Here is a 5,098-nt window from a genome sequence, read left to right as displayed (position 1 = left end):
AACGTGCTGGCCTCCGACCGCTTCAACTACGACGTTCTGAACCACACCGACCTGTCGCGCGACGGCGGTCACTCCGGCGACATCGATCTGTCCCATGTGAACTGGGGCAACTACGACCTGGTGGTGATCGACGAGTCGCACAACTTCCGCAACAAGAAATCGCCGCGCCAAGGCAACGAAACCCGCTATGACCGCCTGATGCGCAAGATCATCCGCGAGGGGGTCAAGACGCGCGTGCTCATGCTCTCGGCCACGCCGGTGAACAACCGCCTGGCCGACCTGCGCAACCAGATCGCCTTCGTCACCGAAGGCGACGACACGGCATTGTTCGAGCACGGCATCGCCAGCATCGACAGCACCACGCGTCGCGCGCAGAAGGCCTTCAACCGCTGGCTGGAGCTGCCGAACGAGGACAAGACGCCCTCGCTTCTCATCGAGATGCTGGGCTTCGACTACTTCGCCTTGCTCGACCACCTCACCATCGCACGCTCCCGGCGCCACATCGAGAAGTACTATGGCACCCACGAGACCGGACGATTCCCCGAGCGCCTGCCGCCCATCAATATCAAGGCCGACGTCGACCGTGCCGGCGCCTTCCGCTCCATTCGTGACATCAACCTCGAGATCCGTCGGCTCAACCTGGCAGCCTACGCGCCCTTGCGCTACGTGCTGCCGCACAAGCAACAAGCCTACGACGCCAAGTACAGCACCCAGATTCGTGGCGGGGAGAGCTTCTTCCGTCAGGTCGACCGCGAGGAAAGCCTGATCCACCTGCTGCGGGTCAACGTGCTCAAGCGCATGGAAAGCGCGGTGTCGTCGTTCGCGCTCACCGTTCAGCGGCAATTGCACGACGTCGAGGCGACGCTCGCCCAGATCGAGGCGCACAACGATGAAATCGAGGAACTCGATATCGCTGATGTGGATATCGACGACCCGGCTTTCGAGACGCTGCTCGTCGGCAGAAAGGTCAAGGTGTTGCTGAGCGACGTCGACTTGTTGCGCTGGAAGCAAGACCTCATCGAGGACCGCAACCGGCTGGCGACGCTGCACGCGCTTGCGGAGCAGGTGACCGCCGATCGTGACGACAAACTGATTCGCTTGCGGGATCAGATCGCAGCCAAGTGCGCAGCGCCGATCAACGAGGGCAACCGAAAGCTCATCATCTTCACCGCCTTTGCCGACACGGCGAGCTACTTATACGAACAGCTCGCGCCCTGGGCCAAGGCCGAACTCGGGCTGGACAGCGCACTGGTCACCGGTGCAGGGCGTAACCAGACTACCCTGCCAGGCCTGCGGCGCGACCTCACGAGCATCCTCACCGCCTTCTCGCCGCGCTCGAAGGAGCGCCCAGCAGAGCTGGCGCACGAGGGAGAGCTCGACATCCTGATCGCCACCGACTGCATCAGCGAAGGCCAGAACCTGCAGGACTGCGACTGGCTGATCAATTACGACATCCACTGGAACCCGGTGCGCATCATCCAGCGCTTTGGCCGTATCGACCGCATCGGCTCCACCAACACGCGGATCCAGCTGGTGAACTTCTGGCCCAACATGGAGCTGGAGGAATACATCAACCTGGAGCAACGCGTCAGCGGACGCATGGTACTGCTCGACATCTCTGCCACCGGCGAGGAAAACATCATCGAGCAGCAGTCGGGTAACCAGATGAACGATCTGGAGTACCGCCGCAAACAGTTGCTGAAGCTGCAGGAAACGGTGATCGACCTCGAAGATTTGTCGAGCGGCGTTGCCATCACCGACCTCACACTCACCGACTTCCGCATAGACCTTGCCGAGTACGCCCGAGCTCACCCTGGGCGGCTGGAGACCATGCCACTGGGCTGCTGCGCCATCACCACCAGCATCGATGCCGATATCGCCCCTGGCGTCATCTTCTGCCTGCGTGCTGAAGGCGCCGCGGCAGAGAAGACGATCGACCCAAGCTACCCCCTTGCGCCGCACTATCTCGTCCATGTGGGCGACGATTCGGCGGTGCTCCTGCCGTACACCCAGGCCAAACAGATCCTCGACCGCCTCAAGCGCCTGAGCGTGGGGCGCGACCTGCCCGATGCGCTTGCCTGCGCACGATTCGAGCGCAGCACCGGCGGCGGCGAAGACATGCGCCACGCCCAACGCCAACTTTCGGCTGCGGTGGCCTCCATCGTGGGCAAGTCCGAGGAGCGTGCGGTCGCGAGCCTGTTTTCGCCTGGCGGCACGCACGCCCTCAAGGGCGAGTTTGCGGGTGTCAGCGACTTCGAGGTGCTCGCCTACCTGGTCGTGCTGCCCGGCGCGGGCGAACGGAGTGGTGCATGACCGGGAATCCGGCGCGTCTCACGTCCGGCCGACTCGTCGCCGCACTCGATCTGCCGGCCGACGCGCTGGTGCAACAGCGCATCCCGAAGAAAATGTTGGCGGATAATGGCGCCCCGACGCCGGCTGACCGCAGGCTGATCCAGGAGTACATCGAAGAGGCGACCTGGGTAGCCGCGCTCAAGCCGGCGAATGCTGGCGTGCCTGCATACGAGGACCCGACGCGCACTTATCTGGAACTCGCCGTGCTTGCAGTCCAGCTTCGCAGCCCGAAACAGCCCAACGGGGCGAGTGGCAAGATCCAGCGCCTCGCCGAGCTACTGCATCGCGCGATTCCGTACCCGGCCCTGCTGCTCCTGGAGGACGAAGACCGGCTTCTGCTGTCGATGGCGCACATCCGCTGGGCGCAGAAGGAGTCGGACAAGATGGTGCTCGATGGTGAGCTGACCTTGGCGACGCTGCTGCCATTGCCCGACGAGAGTGGGCCAGCGAACGCCCTAGCTCAGCAGCAGTTCCTCGAAGCGCTGCCGCTGCACAAACAAGCTCGGACGGATCTGTACGCCCTCTACCAGGGCTGGATCGACACTCTTGGCGCCTGGGAAGCGGTCGCAGTGAGCGGCTGCTTCGTCCCCAGCGTCTCGCCCGAACATGCCGCACAACGGCGTTCGGCCCTGCAGCGCTGCCGCGAGCTGGATGCCTCGCTCAGCCAGCTGCGCAGCAAGGCCGCCAAAGAAAAACAGATGGCCCGCCAGGTGGCGGCCAATCTCGAGATCAAGGCACTGCTGGCAGAGCGCCAGCGTGTCGCCGCAAGCATCTGAAGGACGCAAGTGAAAGCAACCGAAGCCAACCTGCTCAAGTTCCTGCGCAAGTCACCCCAGTTCGTCATCCCGATTTATCAGCGCAACTACTCGTGGACCGAGGAGCAATGCCGCCAGCTCTGGGCGGACCTCCTGCGTGCCGGGCGCGAAGAGGCGATCAGCGCGCACTTCATCGGCTCTATCGTCTATGTCGAACGCGGGTTGTCGACGGTCACCAGCCAGGAGGCGCTTCTTGTCATCGACGGCCAGCAGCGCCTCACCACCAGTACCTTGCTGATCGCCGCGCTTGCCAAGCACTTCGAAGACAAGGGCATCGCCGAGCTCCTCGATGCCTTTTCGGCCAAGAAGCTGCGTAACTACTACCTCCTCAACCCGGACGAGGAAGGGGAGCGTCACTTCAAGCTGATCCTGTCCGAAACCGACAAGGACACCCTGCTCGCGATCCTCAAGGGTGCGCCGATGCCCGCCGAGATCAGCAGCCGCATCGAGCAGAACTACGGCCTGTTCCAGGACCTCATCCAGAAGCACGAGGGCGAGCTGGAGGCGATCTGCCAGGGCCTTGCCAAGCTCGTGATCGTCGATGTGTCGCTCGATCGCTCGCAGGACAACCCCCAGCTCATCTTCGAAAGCATGAATTCGACCGGTCTGGAGCTCAGCCAGGCCGACCTGATTCGCAACTACATCCTGATGGGCCTTGAGCCCAAGTTGCAGACCGAGCTCTACAAGAACTACTGGCGGCCGATGGAAAAGGCTTTCGGCCAAGCCGCCTACGTGACGCACTTCGATCCCTTCATGCGTCATTACCTCACCGCCAAGACCGGCGAGATCCCCAACGTGCGCGAGGTCTATGCCGCGTTCAAGGCTTTCGCCCGCGATAGCCAGATCGACACCAAGGCACTCGTCGCCGACATCCACGCCTACGCCAGCTACTACTGCGCCATGGCGCTGGGCGCAGAAGCCCAGCCAGCACTCAAGCAGGCTTTCCATGATCTGCGCGAGCTGAAGGTGGATGTCGCCTATCCCTTCCTGCTCGACGCCTACCACGACTACAAGCAAGACCGGCTCACCACGGATGAGCTGCTCGGCATTATCCGGCTGGTGGAAAGCTACGTGTTCCGCCGCGCCATTTGCGCCATTCCGACCAACTCGCTCAACAAGACCTTCGCCGGCTTGAGCCGCAGCCTGAAGAAGGACCGCTACCTTGAAAGCGTGAAGGCGGCCTTCCTGCTCATGCCGTCTTACCGACGCTTCCCGAGCGATGAGGAGTTTCAGCGCGACATCAAGCTGCGCGACCTCTACAACTTCCGCAGCCGCAGCTATTGGCTGCGCCGCCTGGAGAATCACGGCCGCAAGGAACGCGTCGTGGTCGAGAACTACACCATCGAGCACATCCTGCCGCAGAACGAGGCACTGTCGCCCGAGTGGCAGGCCGAGCTTGGGCCGGAGTGGCAGCGCATCCAGCAGACCTGGCTGCACACGCTGGGCAACCTCACGCTCACCGGCTACAACAGCGAATACAGCGACACCCCCTTTGCCTACAAGCGCGACCAGGTTACGAACGCCGACGGCAAGAAAATCGGCTTCAAGTTCAGCGCGCTAAACATTAACGACGGGCTGGGCGAAGTGGCGCAATGGAACGAGGACGCCATCAAGGCCCGTGCCGAACGCCTCGCGAAGGAGGCCGCCAAGGTCTGGGCCGCCCCCGTACTCGATAGCGGGGTGCTCGACGCCTACCGGCCCGCGGCCGGCAAGAGCGCCCCGCAGCAATACAGCATCGACGATCATCCGCACCTGGTCGGTGGCCCCATGCGCGAGCTCTTCGAAGCCTTGCGTAAGGCGGTCCTCGAACTGGACGCCTGCGTCACCGAGGAATTCCTCAAGCTCTATGTGGCCTACAAGGCCGAGACCAACTTTGTCGACGTCGTGCCGCAGGTCCGCCGACTGCGTTTGTCCTTGAACATGCCGTTCAA

3 protein-coding genes are annotated in these 5,098 nt (G+C 62.9%); all 3 read left to right on the top strand.

Going from position 1 to position 5,098, the window contains the following annotated elements:
- Positions 1–2,313: DEAD/DEAH box helicase (locus RBT54_RS18205; protein WP_320368404.1), on the top strand; the 2,313-nt coding region annotated here is incomplete at its 5' end.
- A complete protein-coding gene (locus RBT54_RS18200) occupies positions 2,310–3,128 on the top strand; it encodes a DUF4391 domain-containing protein (RefSeq protein WP_320368403.1) in 819 nt (272 codons plus the stop codon). The genes RBT54_RS18205 and RBT54_RS18200, both read left to right, overlap by 4 nt.
- Before the next feature lie 9 nt (positions 3,129–3,137).
- Positions 3,138–5,098, top strand: a 1,961-nt coding sequence (locus tag RBT54_RS18195) for a DUF262 and DUF1524 domain-containing protein (protein WP_320368402.1), incomplete at its 3' end; no start/stop codon positions are given.

Source organism: Thauera sp., from assembly GCF_034003485.1.
Taxonomy (GTDB): Bacteria; Pseudomonadota; Gammaproteobacteria; order Burkholderiales; family Rhodocyclaceae; genus Thauera.
This window is presented reverse-complemented; position numbering and strand designations above follow the sequence as displayed.

Bases quoted from the DNA above. Each gene is read 5' to 3' on its own strand.
- RBT54_RS18200 (WP_320368403.1), top strand. From the start codon at position 2,310: ATGACCGGGAATCCGGCGCGTCTCACGTCCGGCCGACTCGTCGCCGCA.